Consider the following 18,404-nt stretch of genomic DNA (forward strand, 5'->3'; position numbering starts at 1 on the left):
TCACTCCGTCTCTTCGCCGCGCCCGGCGGCGCGTTGGGTGGCCCAGCCGAGGAATTCGCCGAAGGCGCGGTTGAGCAACGCGGTGTCGGCCGCGCTCAGCGGCCGGTGGGTCATCAGCAGCGCCTGGCCGTAGAGCGATTCGACCGCCGTCTTCAGGAAGGCCGGGTCGCCGATGCGGGTCAGCCTGCGCACGATCGGGCTGTGATGGTTGAGCACGAGCTGCGCACGCGGCGTCGCGACCGCCAGTGCGCCGAGAATCTCGCTCCACAGTTCGTCGGCGTCCTCGGCGGTCTGCGCCCGCGCGCGTTCGTTGCGGGCGGCACGGCCGTCGAGGTACAGCGCGGGCACGGTGACCGGGTGGAACGCGCGCACGATCACATCGCACGCGAGCGGATCGAGCACGGTCCGCGCCAGCGCGAGCACCGGAGCCAGTGCCAGTTCCTCGCCCGGGTCGACCGGGTCGAGCGCCGCGGTGATCGCGTCGGTGTCCAGATCCACCACCTCGACGCCGGGCAGCAGCCGAGGCAGCAGCGCGACCAGCTCACGGTCGTAGGCGTAGCCGCCGTTGACGACGCCGATCCCCTGCGCGGCGGCGGTGGCCGCCACCTGGCGGAACTCCTCGACCGTCGCGGTCACCCGCACGGTGCGATGATTGCGGGCGAACTCGGTGAGCGGCACGCGCCCGTCGGTGGTCTCGAAATGCAGATGCGGCAGCATGATCCGCAGCAGGTCGGTCGAATGCCGGGCCAGGGCCTTCACCCCGAGCGCGTGCACGGACAGGAACGCCGCCAACCGCTGCGGCTGCGCGGCGGCGATCTCGGCGAGCCAGTCCCGGATCCGATCGCCGAGCACCTCACGGACGACGGCGAGCCGCTCGTCCTCGTAGAGCCCCTCGCGCGACGCCGTGGGCCGCAGCGTGTCGGTGTCGATCACACAGCGCACGAAGAACGCCCAGTCCGGCAGCACGCCCCGCACCGTGTCGCCCAGCAGCATCCCCTTCAGGTACACCCGATGCGCACTGCTGTCGGACGGGTTCCCCGGTCGGGACAGCACATAGGCCACCCCGCTGACCCCCGCCGCACCGGCATCGAGGTCGATCACGTCGAGCGGGGCGAAACCCAGCGTCCGGTGACCGTACTCGAGCAGGGCGACCCTGCGCTGTTCCGCCGACGGGTACGCGCGCCGCCAGACCGGCACACCCTCGGTGATCGTCGTCACTACGCCGTCCGACTCCACCGTCACCGCATAGGGCAGCAGGGACCCGAACTCGCGCGCCAGATCGGTCACCCGCTCCGGTCGGAACCACTCCCGTGCCCCGCCGCGTGGGCTGAGCCACACCGTGGTGCCCGGCTCCGCGTGGTCGCCCGGATCCAGCGAGCGCACCGCATAGGTGCCGTCGGCGCGGGCCAGCCATTCGACGGGCGGCGCGGCCGGATCGGTGGCCGAGCGGGTGACCACCCGGATGCTCTCGGCCACCGTGAAACAGGCCAGTAGCCCGATGCCGAACTGCCCGAGGAACTCGCGTCGGGCGCCTTCGATGTCGTCCCGCTTGGACGAGCGGCCGATGGTGGCGAGGAACCGGTGGACGTCACTCTCGGTCAGGCCGATGCCGGGATCACTGATCCGCACACCGGCCTCGTCCACGGTGAGGCGAATGGCGGTGGGAGCCAGGGAATCGAGCCGGGTGCGCGCGGTGACCGCGTCGACGGCGTTCTGCAACAGCTCGCGCAGGTAGACCCGAGGACTCGAGTAGAGGTGATGAGAAAGCAGGTCGACGATTCCGCGCAGGTCGACCTGGAACGAATAATTGTCGTGCACCGCCGCCGGACCGTGGGGCGTTGTGTTCACCATGGGCGCCGATCTTGTCGGCGCGCGCCAAAGGTTCGCTTAACGAACCCTTTTCGATCACACGGTCGGGCGTTTGCTCTTCGGCAGCTTGCGCACGACGGCCTCGTACGAGAGGTCGACCAGCTCGCGAATTTCGTCGTCCGGAACGGCGCCGCCCAGCTGAACGACGTTCCAGCCGTACCGGCCGATGTAGGCGGAGGCCGCCACGTCGTCCGGGTACACCCGGACCAGCTCGTCGGCCTCCTCGCGAGTGCGTCCGCACTTCAGGCCGACCGACGTCGCGCCGAGGAAGGCGAAGATCTTGTCCCCCACCTTGGCGACGACGTCGCCTTCCCACGGCTCGTCCTTCCAGGCGCCCGGCTTGGACAGGCAATAGCTCAGCAACGCGGCGTCGTCCATGCTCGACTTCCTACACCGGCAGCAGCCGGGACACGACCGCGGTGAGCTGTTTGGCCGAGCGGCATTCGTGCATCTCGATCACGTCGCGATATCTGTCCGCGGCGGAATCGCCGGAACCCCATTGGTTGCGCGGTTCCGGGTTGAGCCAGTGCGCGTGTTTGGCGACCTCGACCAGCGACCGCAACGTGTTCAGTTCGGGATCGCGGTAGTTGGTGCGGGCGTCGCCGAGGATCAGCAGCGAGCTGCGGCTGGTGACGGCATCCGGATAGTTCCGCGCGAATCCGGCCAGCGCGTTGCCGTAGTCGGAGTGCCCGTCCAGGCCGACGACGCTCGCCTCGCCGAAGATCCGGGCCATCGCCCGATCCAACTGGGTGTGCGGATCGAAGAACCTGGTCACCTCGTCGATCTGGTCGACGAACGCGAAGATGCGCACCCGGGAGAACTGTTCGCGCAGCGCGCTCACCAGCAACAGCGTGAAGTTGCTGAAGCCGGCCACCGACCCGGAGACGTCGCACAGCAGCACCAATTCGGGTCGCCCCGGCCGCGGCTTGCGGTGCACCAGATCGATGGGCACCCCGCCGGTGGACATGGACGCGCGCAACGTGCGGCGCAGGTCGATGGCGCCGCGGCGGGCGTGCCTGCGTCGCGCCGCCAAGCGGGCGGCGAGGATCCGGGCCAACCGTTGGGTACTGCGCTTGAGTTCGGCGAGTTCGGCTTCGGAGGCGCGCAGGAAGTCGACCTCCTCGGCTTGGCGGGCGACGCCGTAGGTCGCGACGCGTTCCCGGCCGATCCGCTCGGCGACCCGCCGCCTGGTCTCGGCCTCGACGGTCGCGCGGAAACCGGTGATGCGCTGCCGAACGGCGCGGCGGGCGATCTCGGCATCGAACTCGCTCGCGTCCGGTCCGAGGGCCATACCCGCGAGGATGCGCGCCAGCAGCGTCTGCGGCTGGACCTCCTTCAGCGCCTGATAGGACGAGAAGGACGGGCCGCGGGCGGACTGGTACTGGCCGAGCTGTTCGACCAGCTGCGCGGCCAGCGCCTCCAGCTGCGGCGTCGCCGACTCCTGCGCCAGCAGTTGCGCGAGCAGTTCGCGCAGCGCCGGGATGTCCACGTCACCCGAGGGCGTGTGCGGAATCTCGATCTCGTCCCGGGCGGCGGCGCGTTCCCCGACGGCGACCGGGAACCACAGGTCGAACAGCCCGTCGAAGGTAGCGCGATGGGTGGTGCGCCGCAGCAGCGCACAGGCCAGCCCTTCGCGCAGGACCTCCCGGTCCATCAGGTCGAGCACGGTCATCACCCGCCCCGCGTCCACCGTCTCCGACGGCCCGACCGGTATGCCGCGCGTCCGCAGCGCCTCGACGAATCCGACCAGATGCCCGGGGATACCGTGCGGCGCGCTCAGGGACGCGATCTCCGCGGGGACCGACCCGGTCGCCATGGCTCAGGCCAGCTTCAGTTCGGCCAGCGCGCGCTGGTGGTCGCTCTGATGCTTGAGGACGACGCCGAGGGTGGCGCGCACGGTCGTGTCGTCCAGATCCCGCAAGCCCAGCGCCAGCAGAGTGCGGCCCCAGTCGATCGATTCCGCGACCGAAGGCAGCTTCTTCAGCTGCATGCCACGCAGCACGTGCACGATCCGCACCAGCTGCGCGGCGACCGCAGCCGACAGCTCGGGCACCCGGCTGGCCAGGATGCGCCGCTCCAGCTCCTCGTCCGGGAAATCCAGGTGCAGGTACAGGCAGCGGCGCTTGAGCGCCTCGGACAGCTCGCGGGTGGCGTTCGAGGTGAGCACCACGAACGGTTTGCGGCTGGCGGTGATCGTGCCCAGCTCCGGCACCGTCACCGCGAAATCGCTGAGCACCTCGAGCAGCAAGCCCTCGATCTCGACGTCGGCCTTGTCGGTCTCGTCGATCAGCAGCACGGTGGGATCGGCGCGCCGGATCGCGGTCAGCAGCGGGCGCGACAGCAGGAACTCCTCGGTGAAGACGTCGGCCTTCGTCTCTTCCCAGTCGTTCTCGCTGGAGGCCTGGATGCGCAAGATCTGCTTGGCGTGGTTCCACTCGTACAGCGCGCGGGCCTCGTCGACGCCCTCGTAGCACTGCAACCGCACCAGCTCCGCACCCGAGGTCTGCGCGACCGCGCGGGCGAGTTCGGTCTTGCCCACCCCCGCCGGCCCCTCGATCAGCAGCGGCTTGCCGAGGCGATCGGCGAGGAACACCGAGGTGGCGGTGGCCTTGTCCGCCAGGTACCCCGTGCTCGCCAACCGTTCGATCACGTCGTCCACCGACGCGAAGATCGGCTCCTGTACTGCGCTCTCCGACACCACCCGGCACCTTCCTTCCGAACCATCCCCCACGCTACGGCAGCGCTGCGCCGACGCCGACTCGGCGTCGCCCGCGACCGCCGCGCACGTGGGTCAGACCGGCCGGATCTGTCCGTCGCCCCAGACGATCCACTTCGTGGAGGTCAGCTCCGGCAGCGCCATCGGACCGCGCGCATGCAGCTTCTGGGTGGAGATGCCGATCTCGGCGCCGAAGCCGAACTGCTCGCCGTCGGTGAACGCGGTGGAGGCGTTCACCATCACGGCGGCGGCATCGACCCGGCCGGTGAACTCGCGCGCGGCGGCGAGGTCGCCGGTGACGATGGCCTCGGTGTGGCCGGTGCCCCAGGTGTTGATGTGCTCCACCGCCGCGTCCAGGCCCTCGACCACCTTGAGCGCGATGTCCAGGGTGAGGTACTCCTCGCCCCAGTCGGCGTCGGTGGCCGGAACCTGGCCGGGCAGATCACCGTGGATGGTGACGCCGGAGCGCTCCAGCGCCGCGGTCAGCCGGGGCAGCGCGGTCTCGGCGATCGCCGCGTCGATCAGGACGGTCTCGGCGGCATTGCACACGCTCGGACGACGGGTCTTGGCGTTGATCAGGATCCGCTCGGCCATCTCCAGATCGGCGGCGGCGTGCACGTAGACGTGGCAGTTGCCGGTGCCGGTCTCGATGGTCGGCACCTGCGCGTCGCGCACGACCGCGTTGATCAACCCGGCGCCACCGCGCGGAATGACCACGTCGACCAGGCCGCGGGCCTGGATCAGATGGGTGACGCTGGAACGGTCCTCGCTCGGCAGCAACTGCACGGCGTCGGCCGGGATGTCCTGCGCGGCAAGCGCTTCGCGCAGCACCGCGACGAGCGCGGCGTTCGACCGGGCCGCCGAGGACGAGCCGCGCAGCAGAGCGGCGTTACCGGACTTGAGCGCGAGCCCGAACGCGTCGACGGTGACGTTCGGCCGGGCCTCGTACACCATGCCGACCACGCCGAGCGGCACGCGCACCTGCCGGATCTCCAGGCCGTTGGGCAGGGTCGAGCCGCGCACCACGACACCGACCGGGTCGGGCAGCCCGGCCACCTGCCGCAGCCCCGAGGCGATGCCGTCGATGCGCGGCTTCGTCAGCCGCAGCCGGTCCAGCAGCGACTCCTCGATGCCCGCGGCCTGCGCCGCGGCGATGTCCTCGGCGTTGGCGGCCAGCACCCGGTCGGCGGCGGCCAGCAGCGCGTCGGCGGCGGCGTGCAGGGCGTCGTTCTTCTGCGCGGTCGTCAGCTGGGCGAGTGCCCGCGACGCGACCCTGGCCTTGCGGGCGGCCTCGTGCACCACCTCGCGGACATCCGGCTGGGTGGTCGTTCCTACCGTCATGGGTACAGCCTACGCACCGGGCACAACGCCGATTCCACCCGCTGTGACGCGGACTCGCAGTGCGTGCGCGACTCGCGCCGGGCGACTACCGTCCGGCGATATGACGGTCGAACCGGACGCTCCCGCGATCGTGGTGCTCGGCAGCATCAACATGGACTTGGTGACCACGACCGCACGCAGGCCGGTCCCCGGCGAGACGGTCCTCGGCAGCGGCTTCGCCATGGTGCCGGGCGGGAAAGGCGCCAATCAAGCCATCGCGGCGCAGCGGGCGGGGGGTGCGGTGCGCTTTCTCGGGGCGGTCGGCGACGACGTCTTCGCCGCCGAACTGCGCGGCGCGCTCACGGATGCGGCGGTGTCGGCCGACCGGCTGCGCACCGTCGCGGGGCCGAGCGGCATCGCCACGATCGTGGTGGACGACGACGGCGAGAACAGCATCATCGTGGTCGGGGGCGCCAACTCCCGGATGACCGAGCTGACCGACGACGATCTCGCGGCCATCGCGGCGGCCGATATCTTGTTGTGCCAACTGGAGATTCCGGTCGAAACGGTCGCCGCCGCGGCGCGCCACGCACACGCCAACGACACGACGGTGCTGTTGAATCCCTCACCGGCCCGCCCCTTGCCCGCCGACCTGTGGGCCGATGTCGATGTGGCCGTGGTGAATTCGGGCGAGGCGGAGCAGCTTGGCGCGGAACTCGACGCCGTCGCGCACGTGGTCGTCACCCGCGGGGCGGCGGGCGCGGACTATCGCGGGCCGGGCGGCGCCCGCCTGTCCCGGCCGAGCCCGCGGGTGGACGTCGTCGACACCACCGGCGCGGGCGACGCCTTCACCGGTGCGCTGGCCGCCGCCTGGCATCGCGGCCCCGAGTGGGCGCTGACCTGGGCTTGTGCGGCAGGAGCACTGGCGACGACCCGGTTGGGCGCGAGCAGCTCGATCCCGGCCCGCGAGGAGATCACCGCCGCTCTGGTCGCGGAGTAGCGGCGATATCGTGATGGCATGGCTACGCCGGAGCGCATTCCCGCCGATAGCGATACCGCGCATATCCAAGGACTGGACGCGTCCATGGTCGCGCTGAGCTTCGTGGACAACGCGGGTATCACGCGCGTGAAAGCCGTCCCGAAGCAGCGGCTCGGCCCGGCGGCCAGGTACGGCGTCGGGGTGTCGCCGTGCTTCGAGACCTTCGCCTTCGACGACCTGATGGCGGTCGGGCGCTATCTCGGCGGGCCCGACGGCGATCTGCGGCTCATCCCGGATCTGTCCAGGCTGACCGAATTGGCCTGTCAGCCCGGCTGGGCGTGGGCGCCCACGGACAAATACACCCAGGATGGAAGCCGTTTCGTCGCCTGTCAGCGCCACTTCGCGGCCCGCCAGACCGCGGCGGCGCGGGCGGCGGGGCTGCGGTTGGCCATGGCATTCGAGACCGAATGGGCGGTGGGGCGCGCCGACGACGTCGACGGCTTCACCCCGGCGATCGACGGCCCCGCCTACGGCCTGGTGCGGCTCGGGCAGGTCGCCGACTACGCCGCCGACCTGGTCGCGGCGCTGGAGCGGCAAGGGATCGCCGTCGCGCAATTCCACCCGGAATACGCGCTCGGGCAACTGGAACTGTCGGTCGAACCGTCCACACCGGTCGCCGCCGCGGACGATGCCGTTCTGGTCCGGCACACGATCCGTCAGGTGAGCGCGCGGCACGGCATGCGGGCGTTGCTGGCTCCGTGCATCGAGCCGGACGGCGCCGGTTCCGGCGCGCACCTGCACCTGTCGGTGACCGACGACGACGGCCCGCTGTTCGCGGGCGGCGACGGTCCGCACGGCATACGACCGATCGGTGCGGCGTTCCTGGCGGGAGTGCTGCGGGAACTGCCCGCGCTGGTCGCGGTCGGCGCGGGCAATCCGGCGAGCTTCCTGCGGTTGGCGCCGTCGCGCTGGGCCGGGGTCTGGCAGTGCTGGGGACGCGAGACCAGAGAGGCCGGGTTGCGGTTCGTCACCGGGGTGCGCGGCACCGAGGGGTGGGCGGCCAACGCCGAGATCAAGTGCTTCGACGCGACCGGCAATCCGTACCTGATCGTAGGGTCGGTGATCGCCGCCGGGCTCGCCGGTGTCGCCGAACGGTTACGTCTTCCGGCGGAGATCACCGGTGACCCCGCGAATTTCGACGCCGAAGCACGCATGATGGCGGATGTGCACCGCCTCCCCACCACGCCGGCCGAAGCCGCCGACCACCTCGCCGCGTCCGAGGTGCTCGCCGACGCCATGGGCGTCGAACTGCACGACGCGCTGCTCACGGTGCGCCGCGCGGAAGCGCAGCGGTACGCCGACGCGAGCGCCGAAGAGCTCGTCGCCCTGACGCGCAGGCGGTTCTGACATGCTCACCGACGGTGTCCGGCTCACCGACCACCACTGCCACGGCGTGGACACCGCGAATCCGGACCGGCGCGGCTTCGAGCGCCTGCTCGGTGAGGGCGCCCATGGCAGTTTCGATTCCGCGATCGGGCTCGCCGTGCGCCGCTGGTGCGCGCCCGCGCTCGACCTGCCCGCCCACGTCGGCCCGGATGTCTACCTCCGGCATCGGGCGAGGCTCGGCGGGCGCGAGGTCGCGGCGCGGCTGTTGCGCGCGACCGGGGTGACCCGATGGTGCCTGGACACCGGAATCGGCGGAGGCACGGCCGATTTCGCCGCCCTGGTGGACGGCGAGGTGCGCGAGGTGGTGCGGCTCGAAGCGGTGGCCGAGCGGGTCATCGCCCAGGTCGGCGCGGTGTCCGGGGTGTACGAGCACATCGAGGCGGAGGTGCGGGCGCGGGCCGCGGGCGCCGTCGGGCTCAAGACGATCGTCGCCTACCGGTGCGGTTTGGACTTCCCGCTGCGGGATCACCCGCCGACCAGTTTCGCGCCCGAACACCGGCTCACCGATCCGCAGTTCCTCGGCTGGCTGGTCGGGCTCGGCGCGCGGATCGGCGCCGAACTCGGTCTCCCCCTGCAATTCCACACCGGGTTCGGCGATCCGGATCTGCGCCTCCGGCACGGCGACCCGCTGCTGCTCACCGACTTCCTGCGCCGGACCGCGGGCACCGGCCTGTCGGTGATGCTGCTGCACTGCTGGCCCTTCCACCGTCACGCCGCCTATCTCGCGCACGTCTTCGACCACGTCCACCTCGATCTCGGCCTGACCATCCCCTACGTGGGACAGCGGGCCGGGGCCGTGCTCGCCGAGACGCTGGAACTCGCCCCGTTCCGTGCGCTGTGCTACTCCTCGGACGGCTACGGGCTGCCGGAACTGCACTACCTCGGCGCGCTGCTCTGGCGGCGCGGCCTCGGCAAACTGATCGACGAGTGGATCGCCGACGACGCGATCACCACCGCCGACGCCGAAACGCTGGTCGGCGCCATCGCCCATGGCAACGCCGAGCGCGCCTACCGGGCGCGGTTCGAGACCGCCGTTCGCTGATCCACCATCCCGGTCGGTCGTATATTCGGGTGCGCCGGGTGCCACCGGTCCCTACCGTTGATGTGGAAGACCAACGGAAGGATCGAAACCATGTTTCCCGTCGAGCTGCGCGGCACCAGGGCGCAGACGCTGATGTGGGCCCACGAGCACGAGGTCGAGCAGGCCGCGCTCCAGCAGCTGCGCAATATCGCCGCGCTGAAATGGGTCCACGGCATCCGCGTGATGCCGGACGTGCACCTCGGCAAGGGGGCCACGGTCGGCTCGGTGATCGCGATGCGGGACGCGGTGTCGCCCGCCGCGGTGGGCGTGGACATCGGCTGCGGCATGGAGAGCGTGCGCACCGACCTCACCGCGGCGGATCTACCCGACAACCTGCGTTCGCTGCGGTCGCGCATCGAGGCAGCGGTGCCGGTGGGCTTCCAGGCACATCGCGACGCCGTCGACGTCATCCGGCTCGGCCACCAGGTCGCCGGGCTCGGCGCGAGCACCGCGACGCTGCGGGCGGGCTGGGACCGTTTCTGGGGGTCGTTCGGGGTGTTGGACGACCGGGTGCAGGCTCGGGAGTCCAAGGCGCACAAGCAGATGGGCACGCTCGGCGGCGGAAACCACTTCATCGAGGTCTGCCTCGACCAGGACGACCACGTGTGGATCCTGCTGCACTCCGGCAGCCGCAACATCGGCAAGGAACTCGCCGAGCGGCACATGGCGATCGCGCGCGGGCTGCCGCACAACGTCGATCTGCCCGACCGCGACCTGGCGGTCTTCGTCTCCGGCACGCCGGAGATGGAGGCCTACCGGCGTGACCTCACCTGGGCGCAGGAGTACGCGGCGCGCAACCGCGCGGTGATGCTCGCCCTGGTCTGCCGCGCGGTCGCCGTCGAATTCGCCGAGCGCGGTGTGCGTTTCGAGCAGCCCATCAGCTGCTTCGCCGGAGAGACCTCGGTGCTGACGGAACAAGGCTGCCGCCCCATTGCCGAACTCGCAGGTGGCATGCATACCTTGCTCACAGAGGGCGGCAACTGGGTGAAGGCGCCTGTGGTGTCCTTCGGGTATCAACCACTCTGGGAGCTGGTCGTTGGGCGCTACGGACAAGAGCGTACGATCCGCACGACAGCCGAGCACCGCTGGCTTCTCCGACCGAAGGTGGCACATCACCGCACCGAAGCGATCACTTCGGGGCTCCGCGTCGGAGACCGCCTTGCCTACGTCTTCCCGAAGCGGCCGGATGACCTCCGACCGTCTCGGGAAGGAATCGCCCGCGGCTTCGTGTTCGGCGACGGCAGCATCGCTGGTGACGCGCTGGCACATGCCGTCTTCTTCGGGTCGAAGGACTTGGCACTACTGCCCTACTTCGACAACCTCGAACGCGTACGAACCTACTATTACCTGCACTCGGACGACCCGGCACGGAAGACCTACGTGAGGTTGAACGAGGTCGCGCAACTTCGAGAACAGGGCCAGAACGTACAAGCGTACAAGCGGCTCGGCGGACTTCCGCGCGAGTGGAAGCGCGAGTACCCGGCACTCGACGGATCCACTTCCGATCTGTACGGCTGGCTCGCGGGCTACTTCGCGGCAGACGGAGAGGTCGGTAAGACGGGCCGTCCGGCCATCTGGTCTGCGAATCGCGAGGATCTCGAATTCTTCAAGAGCGCCTGCGACGTGCTCGGCATCTGGACCCTTCCGATTCGGAGGAGGACACGTGAAGGGTTCGGCCGACGCAAGTCCGACATGTTCGTAATGGGCATCTCACCCAGCGACGTGACTCCCGAGTTCTTCGTCCATGCGAAGCACCGCTCGCGGTGGGCTGCCAACAGGAGCGCTGTCGAGCGACGCGGATGGACCGTCCGCTCGGTAAGGCCCATTGGAGATGTGGAAGAGGTGTTTTGCGCTGTCGTGGAGGACACGCACTCCTTCGCACTCGAAGGGAACATCCTCACCGGAAACTGCCACCACAATTATGTGGCGGAGGAGTTCATCGACGGCGTGCCGATGCTGGTGACCAGGAAAGGGGCCGTACGCGCGGGCGAAGGCGATCTGGCGCTGATTCCCGGCTCCATGGGTACCCGCTCCTATGTCGTGCGCGGCAAGGGTAATCCGGCGTCGTTCCAGTCCGCCTCGCATGGCGCGGGACGGCGGATGAGTCGCAACGCGGCCAAGAAGCAGTTCACCGTCGCCGATCTCATCGCCCAGACCGAGGGCGTCGAGTCCCGCAAGGACGCGGGCGTGGTGGACGAGATCCCAGCCGCGTACAAAGACATCGACGAGGTCATCGAGGCACAGCGGGACCTGGTCGACGTGGTCGCGACGCTGCGGCAGGTGCTCTGCGTCAAGGGCTGATCGGCGCATCCGACCGCGCGCCGGGCGATCCGCTCGCCCGGCGCGATGTCGCGGTCGGCGCCGCTGCGATGTGGCGCCGAACCGTTCCCACGGACACCGTGCCTGCCCCCGAACACTCGGTCCTGGGCGGGCCCGGCTCGGTTCCCGTGACGGTGACGGCGCCCGCTCGGTCGAGCGCCGGATTGGACGCACCCGTTCCCTGTGGTCTGGCTCTCCCGGCGGTTTCCTCGATACGATCGGATATGCCCTGGCGGCCCTCCTTCTTCGCGCCCGCTCCGGATTCCGACCCGGCGGCGGGCCCACCGGAGATTCCCGGCGTACGACGGTCGGAGGTGTCCGCCCGCGGTGTGCGTTTCCACGTCACCGAGGCGGGTCCGGCGGACGGACGCCCGGTGCTCGTGCTGCACGGCTGGCCCGAGCATCACTACGCCTACCGTCACCTGCTCGCCGATCCGCCGGACGGATTGCGAATCATCGCGCCCGACCTGCCCGGCTACGGCTGGTCGGGCCCCGCTCCGCACCGATGGGCCAAGGATGACGTCGCCTCCGACCTGCTCGCATTGCTGGACGCGCTCGGACTCGACCGCGTCTTGCTGGTCGGTCACGACTGGGGCGGCTATATCGCGCACCTGCTGGTCCTGCGTGAACCGGAGCGATTCGATGCCCTGCTGGCGCTCAACATCGCCCACCCGTGGCAGACCCCGCGCCGTTTTCTCCCGCACGCGTGGCGGTTCCTGCTCTATCAGCCTGCCGTCGCCGCGTTCGGCGGGTATCTGCACCGGCGTACTCGCTTCCTGGAGCAACTCGTCTTCACCCGCGGCGTGCGCGATCGCGCGGCGTTCGGCCCGGAAGTGACCCGGGCCTACGCGGACCGTTTCCGCGACCCCGTCTGCGCCCGCACGGCGACCGACACCTACCGCACCTTCTTGCTGCGCGAAGTTCCCCGGTCGGCCGGGCGCGGCGAACGACGCCGTGCGCGGGTACCGATCCTGACCCTGTTCGGCGTCGAGGACGCGGCGATCCATCCGTCGCTCGCGTCCGCCGAAACCGCCCACGCCGACGACTACCGTCTGGAACTCGTCCCGGACTGCGGCCACTTCATCATCGAGGAACGACCGGACCTGGTCCGCGCCCGTCTGGTCGAGCTGGCGGCGGCGACCGCGCGACCCGCCTGAGCACGGTCGCCGTGTCGGCGACGAGTCAGGCGCGGCGACCGCAGGGAAAGCTGACCTGTGCGTATGTGAAACTCGGGATCGAGCTGCGAGTCGCATACGGCCGCCGGTGACGACGGCATAGGAGAAACCTGCATGGTGCGCATCGGGGTCACAGGGCATACGAACGTCACGCCGACCACCGAGCCCCTGGTCTACACCGCGATCGGTGCACTTCTCGCCCCGTACGCCGCCGCGGAGCTGGTCGGCGTCAGCTGCCTCGCCCGTGGCGCCGACTCGGTGTTCGCCAAGGCGGTCCTCGACGCGGGCGGGCGGCTCGAAGTGGTGTTGCCGTCGCGGAACTACCGGGCGGCACAAGTGCGGCCCGACCACGCCGGCCTGTTCGACGAACTCGTCGAGCGCGCGACGGCGGTGCGGGTGATGGACTTCGACGAGGCGGGAAGCGAAGCCTACGAGGCGGCGAACGAGGCGATGCTGGCCTCGTGTGACCGGCTGATCGCGATATGGGACGGCGCGGCCGGGCAACGCGGCGGCACCGGATCGGTGGTCGTCCTCGCCCGGCAGCAGAACGTGCCGGTCGAGATCGTGTGGCCGGACGGCGCGGCACGCGGCTGACGCGGCTGACGCAGTCGGCGGCGGTCGGCGGTCGGCGGTCGGCGGTCGGCCGCGACGTCACCTGTCGGTGTCGTCGGGCACGATGGAGCGCATGACCACGGCCACCGGCGCGTCTCCGATCGACCTCACGGCCCCCGACCTGCGCGAGCACGCCGAACAGCTGCTGCGCGAACTGGCCGGGGCGAACGCTCGGCTGCGCGAGGACCAGTGGACCGCGATCGAGGCGCTCGTGGTACGGCGGCGCCGGGCGCTGGTCGTGCAGCGCACCGGCTGGGGGAAGTCGGCGGTGTACTTCATCGCCGCCAAATTGCTGCGCCGGGCCGGGCACGGGCCCACCGTGATCGTGTCGCCGCTGCTGGCGCTGATGCGCAACCAGGTGGCCGCGGCGCAGCGCGCGGGGGTGGTCGCGGCCACCATAAACTCGGGCAACGTCACCGAGTGGGACGAGATCCACGCAGGCGTCGCCGCGGGTGCGGTCGACGTGCTGCTGGTCAGCCCGGAGCGGTTGAACAATCCGGACTTCCGCGATCAGGTGCTGCCCCGGCTCGCCGCCGATGCCGGGCTGGTGGTGATCGACGAAGCGCACTGCGTCTCGGACTGGGGCCACGATTTCCGGCCCGATTACCGGCGCATCCGGACGCTGATCGCCGACCTCGGCTCGGACGTCCCGGTGCTCGCCACCACGGCGACCGCCAACGACCGGGTGGTCACCGACGTCGCCACCCAGATCGGCACCGACACCTTGGTGCTGCGCGGCACGCTGGATCGCGAGTCGCTGCACTTGTCGGTGGTCCGCTTCGACGACGCCGTGGAACGCACCGCCTGGCTCAGCGATCATCTGCACCGGCTGCCCGGCTCCGGCATCGTCTACACGCTCACCGTCGCCGCCGCGCACGACTTGGCCGACGTGCTGACCGCGCACGGCCACACCGTCGCCGCCTACACCGGGCAGACCGACCCGGCCGAGCGCGAGGCGCTGGAGGCGGCGTTGCTGGACAACCAGGTCAAGGCGCTCATCGCCACCTCCGCGCTGGGCATGGGCTTCGACAAACCCGATCTGGGGTTCGTGGTGCACGTCGGTGCGCCGTCCTCTCCCATCGCCTACTACCAACAGGTGGGACGGGCCGGGCGCGGCACCGACCGGGCCGAGGTGATCCTGCTTCCCGGTCCCGAGGACGCGCGGATCTGGAGTTACTTCGCCTCGGTCGCCTTCCCGCGCGAGCACATCGTGCGCGCGGTGCTCGACGCGCTGGACTCCGAGCGGGCGCTGTCCACCGCGGCGCTGGAGCCGTTGGTGGAGCTGAATCGCTCGCGGTTGGAAATGGTGCTGAAAGTGCTCGATGTGGACGGTGCGGTGCGCCGGGTGCGCGGCGGCTGGATCGCCACCGGTCGGCCGTGGACCTACGACACCGAGCGCTACGAGCGGCTGTCCATCGCCCGCGAGGCCGAACAGCAGGCCATGATCGACTACCAGTCGACCGCCGATTGCCGCATGGAATTCCTCCGCCGCCAGCTCGACGACCCGGGGCTGTCCGCCGACGCGTCGGCTGCGCCCGGCTGCGGCCGCTGCGACAACTGCACCGGCAGCCGCCCGGACCGCACCGTCGCCGCCGACGCGGTCGCCGCGACCAAGGCCCGGCTCGACCGTCCCGGCATCGATCTCGCTCCGCGTAAGCAGTGGCCCACCGGCATGGCCAAACTCGGTGTCCCGTTGTCCGGCAAGATCACCGGCGGCGCCGAGACCGGCCGCGTCCTGGGCAGGCTGACCGACCTCGGCTGGGGGCAGCGCCTGCGGACGCTGCTCGACGGCCCGGACGACCCGGTGCCCGACGCGGTCTTCGACGCCTGCGTCGCCGTCCTGCGCGAATGGGATTGGGCCGCCCGTCCCACCTCGGTGCTCGCGCTGGAATCCCCGCGCCACCCCGTGCTCACCGCCACTCTCGCCGCCCGGCTCGCCGAAGTCGGTCGCCTGCACGACCTCGGCACCCTGCGCACCCGCCCCGGCCGCCCGCCCGTCTCGGCGGCCAACTCCGCCCATCGCGTAGCCGGACTGTTCGACTTCTGGGAGGTCCCCGACCTCACCCAGGTACAAGGCCCGATCCTGCTGGTGGACGCCATCACCGACACCGGCTGGACCTTCACCGTCGCCGCCCACGCCCTCCGAGTAGCCGGCGCCGACGCCATCCTGCCCTTCGCGCTGGCGACGCCGACTTAGCGACGAGGCCCGGCGGCCCCGAGCCGGTCGGCCACCTGCTCCAGCAGTCGATGACGCTCGAAGGACCCGGGCCGGTTCCTCGACGCGGGGATAGCCCGGCTGCGCCAACCGTCCCGTACCGCGTATCGAGCTCGTGCGGGCCCGAGAAGTCAGCCGCTCCGACCCGCGAACCGTGCCCACAAACCGACGACAACGCACCAAGCCCGCCTGAACCCCCGGTTCGAGCGAAGCGAGTCCGACCGTCCGACGCCGGCAGAGCACGTCGACTACGAACCACACCTCACCAGCTTCCATCGCGACACCTGCGGATTCCGAACCACCGACGCCGGCCTACCCCGACTGAACTGACACCGAACGCCACGACGGCGCAACCAGCCACGACCGATCCAGCTCGACCTGAACCATAGGGACACCACCCGGTTCGAGGGCAACACAATTCGGGTCATGCGTGGTGCGGGCTTGCCGATTAGGTTCGGCCGTCTATCCGATACACGAGGAGTTCGAATGTTCGCAGTACGTGGATTTGCCGCCGCCCTGGTCGGTGCCGCAACCCTGACCGGTGCCGGGGCGGCCGCCGCGGCGCCGTTGCCGCTCGAACCGCAGTCGCCCGCACCGGCCGTGTCGGTCGCAGGGAGCTGTGGTGGTATCACCGATCCGTTCGTGGCGCTGGTCTGCGCGATCAGCAGCCTGTCCGGCGGAGGCGGCACGGCCGTTCGATGAGCAGCCGTGAAGTCGGCTCAGCCGCGCACGAACGGCGCCGAGTTCGGCAGTGACGCGTTCACTGCCGAACCAGCCGAGCGGAAGCTGAGCGCGCACCGACCAATCGCATTTTCGAGCCACCGGACGAATCCGACTCGTCGAAGCGTTCACCGAAGTTCGTTCCGCCCCCAGGCCCCGGGCGCGGCCGCCGCGTCCGGGACGAAGGATCAAGCGGTGTCCGCGCACACGCGAGCCACAAGGGGGCCGCGAACACGCAGCGCCGCAGGCGCTGCACTAAAGACTGAGTGTCGCTCGCAGACGCGCGTCGAGGGATTCCGTCTCGGCCTGGGTGAGCACGCCGAGGTGTTCGGTGAGCCACGGGCGGTAGGCGCGGTGCAGTTTCATGGTGTCGGCCCAACCGTGCTCGGTGTGGGTGGCCAGCACGTGGCCGGGGTCGGCGTCGCGCAGCGGGACGACCTGCAGCCAGCGGGAGCGCGAGGTGATCACCGCCGAATCGGACACCAGCACGACCGTCATGCGTCGCGGGAAGGGAGTGCCGTCGCTGAGCGTCGGGGCGTAGCGCCAGACCTCGCCGCGTCTCATGCGGCGTCGTCTTCGGCGGCTTGGCCGAGCCGGAGGTCGTCGTAGGCGGCGGCCAGTTCGGCTTCCTCGTCGATGGTCAGCGCGGTCAGGCTCTCGTGCACGAGGGTGGTGCGCAGCGCGGCGTTGATCACCGCCGACAGGCTGCGGTTCTGGCGATCGGCGGCTTCCCTGGCCCACTCGGCCACCTGCGGATCCAACGTGACGGTCACGCGCGTCGCCCTGCTCATACGCGTATGCATACCAGAGCGATGCGCTACCGGGAACTCGTCCGGGGCATCGGAGCCGGCGGACTGGAAGTTCGTGGCCGGATTTCCGTCGGTTCGCCCACTACAGTCGAGCCGTGGCCAGCAAATCCACCGGGTCGGCGATCGAGCTCGAGGTCGGCGACCATACGATCCGCGTCTCCAACCCGGACCGCGTCTACTTCCCCGAGTCCGGCGCGACCAAGCTCGATCTGGTGCGGTACTACCTGAGCGTCGGGGACGGCATCGTCAACGCGCTGCGCGATCGGCCCTGCATGCTGCACCGGTTTCCCAAAGGACTCGCGGGCGACAAGGTGCATCAGAAGCGGCTTCCCGCGGGCGCGCCGGACTGGATTCCGACTGTGCGCGTGTACTTCCCACGCTACGGCAGGCACGCCGACGAGTTGTGCGTCGAGAAACTCGCCGACGTCATCTGGGCGGTGCAGATGTCGACGGTCGAGTTCCATCCATGGAATTCGCGCGCCGCCGACACCGAGCGCCCGGACGAGTGGCGCATCGACCTCGATCCGATGCCCGACTGCCCGTGGTCGCGCGTGCAGCGGGTCGCCGCGGTGGTGCGCGAAGTCCTCGACGAACTCGGCGCGGTCGGGTGGCCGAAGACCTCCGGCGGCAATGGTTTGCACGTGTACGTACGGATCGCGCCCCAGTGGGGTTTCCAGGAGGTGCGCCGGGCGGCGCTCGCGTTCGCCCGCGAGGTGGAGCGCCGCGCGCCCGATGACGTGACCACCACCTGGTGGCGCCGCGACCGCGACCCGAAGCTGCTGTTCGTCGACTACAACCAGAACGCACGCGATCACACCATCGCCGCCGCTTACTCGGTGCGCGGCGTCCCCGCCGCCACGGTCTCCACACCGGTAGGCTGGGACGAGATTCCCGACATCGATCCGCGCGACTTCACCATGGCCTCCGTGCCCGCTCGCTTCGCCGAACTCGGCGATCTGCACGCGGGCATGGACGACGCGGTGTTCCACCTGGATCCTCTCCTGGAGTGGGCCGAGCGGGACAAGGTGGACGTGGAGCTCGACGAGGAGCGCGGCGAGGCCTAGCGCCGCGACGCACGGCCACCGGCGACCGGTCTGCGCACGCCCGGCGGTGCTACGGTCGCAACGTCCACCCGCTCGCGAC

General features: G+C 70.4%; 16 protein-coding genes and 1 pseudogene. 10 read left to right on the forward strand and 7 right to left on the reverse strand.

Annotated features, from left to right (window positions below; translation table 11 throughout):
• The 5 genes from GVY64_RS23530 to GVY64_RS23550 all read right to left on the reverse strand — a co-directional run bounded on the left by GVY64_RS23530 (position 1) and on the right by GVY64_RS23550 (position 5,926).
• Complete coding sequence (locus GVY64_RS23530) at positions 1-1,851, reverse strand: HSP90 family protein (RefSeq protein WP_159845248.1); 1,851 nt, start codon at positions 1,849-1,851, stop codon at positions 1-3.
• A 54-nt stretch (positions 1,852-1,905) separates the two neighbouring features.
• Positions 1,906-2,247 (reverse strand): MmcQ/YjbR family DNA-binding protein, encoded by a 342-nt coding sequence (locus tag GVY64_RS23535; protein ID WP_159845253.1) that lies wholly within the window; start codon positions 2,245-2,247, stop codon positions 1,906-1,908.
• 10 nt (positions 2,248-2,257) lie between these two features.
• Entirely contained in the window at positions 2,258-3,685 is a 1,428-nt protein-coding gene (locus GVY64_RS23540) for a vWA domain-containing protein (RefSeq protein ID WP_159845256.1), read from the reverse strand.
• Positions 3,686-3,688: 3 nt separating this feature from the next.
• Positions 3,689-4,570: an AAA family ATPase gene (locus GVY64_RS23545; RefSeq protein ID WP_159845261.1), complete on the reverse strand. Its 882-nt coding sequence runs from the start codon at positions 4,568-4,570 to the stop codon at positions 3,689-3,691.
• A 90-nt stretch (positions 4,571-4,660) separates the two neighbouring features.
• A complete protein-coding gene (locus GVY64_RS23550; RefSeq protein ID WP_159845264.1) occupies positions 4,661-5,926 on the reverse strand; it encodes a glutamate-5-semialdehyde dehydrogenase in 1,266 nt (421 codons plus the stop codon).
• A 100-nt stretch (positions 5,927-6,026) separates the two neighbouring features.
• On the opposite strand from GVY64_RS23550, the gene GVY64_RS23555 reads away from it, so the two are divergent.
• The 9 genes and pseudogenes from GVY64_RS23555 to GVY64_RS23595 all read left to right on the forward strand — a co-directional run bounded on the left by GVY64_RS23555 (position 6,027) and on the right by GVY64_RS23595 (position 16,434).
• A complete protein-coding gene (locus GVY64_RS23555; RefSeq protein WP_159845267.1) occupies positions 6,027-6,905 on the forward strand; it encodes a ribokinase in 879 nt (292 codons plus the stop codon).
• Positions 6,906-6,923: 18 nt separating this feature from the next.
• Positions 6,924-8,291 carry a glutamine synthetase family protein gene (locus GVY64_RS23560; protein WP_159845271.1) on the forward strand — a complete coding sequence of 456 codons (1,368 nt, stop codon included), beginning with the start codon at positions 6,924-6,926 and terminating at the stop codon, positions 8,289-8,291.
• A 1-nt stretch (position 8,292) separates the two neighbouring features.
• Positions 8,293-9,372 carry an amidohydrolase family protein gene (locus tag GVY64_RS23565; RefSeq protein WP_159845274.1) on the forward strand — a complete coding sequence of 360 codons (1,080 nt, stop codon included), beginning with the start codon at positions 8,293-8,295 and terminating at the stop codon, positions 9,370-9,372.
• Positions 9,373-9,462: 90 nt separating this feature from the next.
• Positions 9,463-10,332, forward strand: a pseudogene (locus tag GVY64_RS23570) (RtcB family protein); the annotation flags it as partial.
• A gap of 780 nt (positions 10,333-11,112) precedes the next feature.
• Positions 11,113-11,712 carry an RtcB family protein gene (locus GVY64_RS23575; RefSeq protein ID WP_236567112.1) on the forward strand — a complete coding sequence of 200 codons (600 nt, stop codon included), beginning with the start codon at positions 11,113-11,115 and terminating at the stop codon, positions 11,710-11,712.
• Positions 11,713-11,954: 242 nt separating this feature from the next.
• The gene (locus tag GVY64_RS23580; protein ID WP_159845277.1) at positions 11,955-12,887 is read left to right on the forward strand and encodes an alpha/beta fold hydrolase; all 933 of its coding nucleotides are present in this window, start codon (positions 11,955-11,957) and stop codon (positions 12,885-12,887) included.
• A 132-nt stretch (positions 12,888-13,019) separates the two neighbouring features.
• Complete coding sequence (locus tag GVY64_RS23585; protein ID WP_159845280.1) at positions 13,020-13,499, forward strand: hypothetical protein; 480 nt, start codon at positions 13,020-13,022, stop codon at positions 13,497-13,499.
• Between the two features lie 91 nt (positions 13,500-13,590).
• Positions 13,591-15,714: a RecQ family ATP-dependent DNA helicase gene (locus tag GVY64_RS23590; protein WP_159845283.1), complete on the forward strand. Its 2,124-nt coding sequence runs from the start codon at positions 13,591-13,593 to the stop codon at positions 15,712-15,714.
• Between the two features lie 504 nt (positions 15,715-16,218).
• On the forward strand, positions 16,219-16,434 hold the full coding sequence (locus GVY64_RS23595) for a hypothetical protein (RefSeq protein WP_063022607.1): 216 nt from the start codon (positions 16,219-16,221) through the stop codon (positions 16,432-16,434).
• 273 nt (positions 16,435-16,707) lie between these two features.
• Here GVY64_RS23595 and GVY64_RS23600 read toward each other — a convergent pair whose 3' ends face one another.
• Together GVY64_RS23600 and GVY64_RS23605 are read right to left on the reverse strand one after the other, a co-directional pair.
• Positions 16,708-17,016, reverse strand: coding sequence for a hypothetical protein (locus GVY64_RS23600; protein WP_236567094.1), 309 nt, complete (start codon positions 17,014-17,016; stop codon positions 16,708-16,710).
• Positions 17,013-17,243 (reverse strand): hypothetical protein, encoded by a 231-nt coding sequence (locus GVY64_RS23605; RefSeq protein ID WP_159845286.1) that lies wholly within the window; start codon positions 17,241-17,243, stop codon positions 17,013-17,015. Before GVY64_RS23605 ends, GVY64_RS23600 begins: the two co-directional genes overlap by 4 nt.
• Positions 17,244-17,356: 113 nt before the next feature.
• On the opposite strand from GVY64_RS23605, the gene ligD reads away from it, so the two are divergent.
• Complete coding sequence (gene ligD / locus GVY64_RS23610; protein ID WP_159845289.1) at positions 17,357-18,325, forward strand: non-homologous end-joining DNA ligase; 969 nt, start codon at positions 17,357-17,359, stop codon at positions 18,323-18,325.
• Positions 18,326-18,404: the final 79 nt, after the last annotated feature.

The organism is Nocardia sp. CY41 (assembly GCF_009829325.1).
Classification (GTDB): Bacteria; Actinomycetota; Actinomycetes; order Mycobacteriales; family Mycobacteriaceae; genus Nocardia.

Bases quoted from the DNA above. Each gene is read 5' to 3' on its own strand.
- GVY64_RS23530 (WP_159845248.1), bottom strand. From the start codon at position 1,851: ATGGTGAACACAACGCCCCACGGTCCGGCGGCGGTGCACGACAATTAT.
- GVY64_RS23535 (WP_159845253.1), bottom strand. From the start codon at position 2,247: ATGGACGACGCCGCGTTGCTGAGCTATTGCCTGTCCAAGCCGGGCGCC.
- GVY64_RS23540 (WP_159845256.1), bottom strand. From the start codon at position 3,685: ATGGCGACCGGGTCGGTCCCCGCGGAGATCGCGTCCCTGAGCGCGCCG.
- GVY64_RS23550 (WP_159845264.1), bottom strand. From the start codon at position 5,926: ATGACGGTAGGAACGACCACCCAGCCGGATGTCCGCGAGGTGGTGCAC.
- GVY64_RS23555 (WP_159845267.1), top strand. From the start codon at position 6,027: ATGACGGTCGAACCGGACGCTCCCGCGATCGTGGTGCTCGGCAGCATC.
- GVY64_RS23560 (WP_159845271.1), top strand. From the start codon at position 6,924: ATGGCTACGCCGGAGCGCATTCCCGCCGATAGCGATACCGCGCATATC.
- GVY64_RS23565 (WP_159845274.1), top strand. From the start codon at position 8,293: ATGCTCACCGACGGTGTCCGGCTCACCGACCACCACTGCCACGGCGTG.
- GVY64_RS23575 (WP_236567112.1), top strand. From the start codon at position 11,113: ATGGGCATCTCACCCAGCGACGTGACTCCCGAGTTCTTCGTCCATGCG.
- GVY64_RS23580 (WP_159845277.1), top strand. From the start codon at position 11,955: ATGCCCTGGCGGCCCTCCTTCTTCGCGCCCGCTCCGGATTCCGACCCG.
- GVY64_RS23585 (WP_159845280.1), top strand. From the start codon at position 13,020: ATGGTGCGCATCGGGGTCACAGGGCATACGAACGTCACGCCGACCACC.
- GVY64_RS23590 (WP_159845283.1), top strand. From the start codon at position 13,591: ATGACCACGGCCACCGGCGCGTCTCCGATCGACCTCACGGCCCCCGAC.
- GVY64_RS23595 (WP_063022607.1), top strand. From the start codon at position 16,219: ATGTTCGCAGTACGTGGATTTGCCGCCGCCCTGGTCGGTGCCGCAACC.
- GVY64_RS23600 (WP_236567094.1), bottom strand. From the start codon at position 17,016: ATGAGACGCGGCGAGGTCTGGCGCTACGCCCCGACGCTCAGCGACGGC.
- GVY64_RS23605 (WP_159845286.1), bottom strand. From the start codon at position 17,243: ATGAGCAGGGCGACGCGCGTGACCGTCACGTTGGATCCGCAGGTGGCC.